Raw genomic sequence first — 430 nt, 5'->3', positions numbered from 1 at the left:
ATCCTCGACAGCGTGGCGGATTTGACGCGGCAGGGGGTAACGGTGGTTTACACCTCGCACTATCTGTCGGAAATCGAGCAGCTTTGCGGCAAAATCGCGCTGCTGCAACACGGCAAACTGGTGTACCACGGCGGTTTGGACGAGCTTCTAAGCACGCAAACCGGTGTCGTGCGTTTTACCGTCGAACCGCCACTGCCGCCTCAAACGCTAGCCGCTTTGGGTGCAAAGCAAGTGGACAGCCGCGGCATGATGGAAACGGCGCACGATGCCGCCGCCGTTTACGCCGCCCTGCAACAAAGCGGCGCGCAAATCCGCTACTTCCAGCAGGGACACGGTTCGCTAGAAACGTTTTACCTTGATTTCCTGCGCAAAGACGAACCGGCAACAGATAAGCAAAATCCACAATGACGATTTCCTCCCTCCTCAAAGA

1 pseudogene is annotated in these 430 nt (G+C 57.0%); it reads left to right on the top strand.

From position 1 onward, the window contains the following. Positions 1-408 (top strand): annotated as a pseudogene (locus ACTHUM_RS20070) (ABC transporter ATP-binding protein); the annotation flags it as partial. Between the last annotated feature and the right edge of the window lie 22 nt (positions 409-430).

The sequence above is a fragment of the Neisseria sp. P0021.S006 genome, from assembly GCF_051956895.1.
This window is presented reverse-complemented; position numbering and strand designations above follow the sequence as displayed.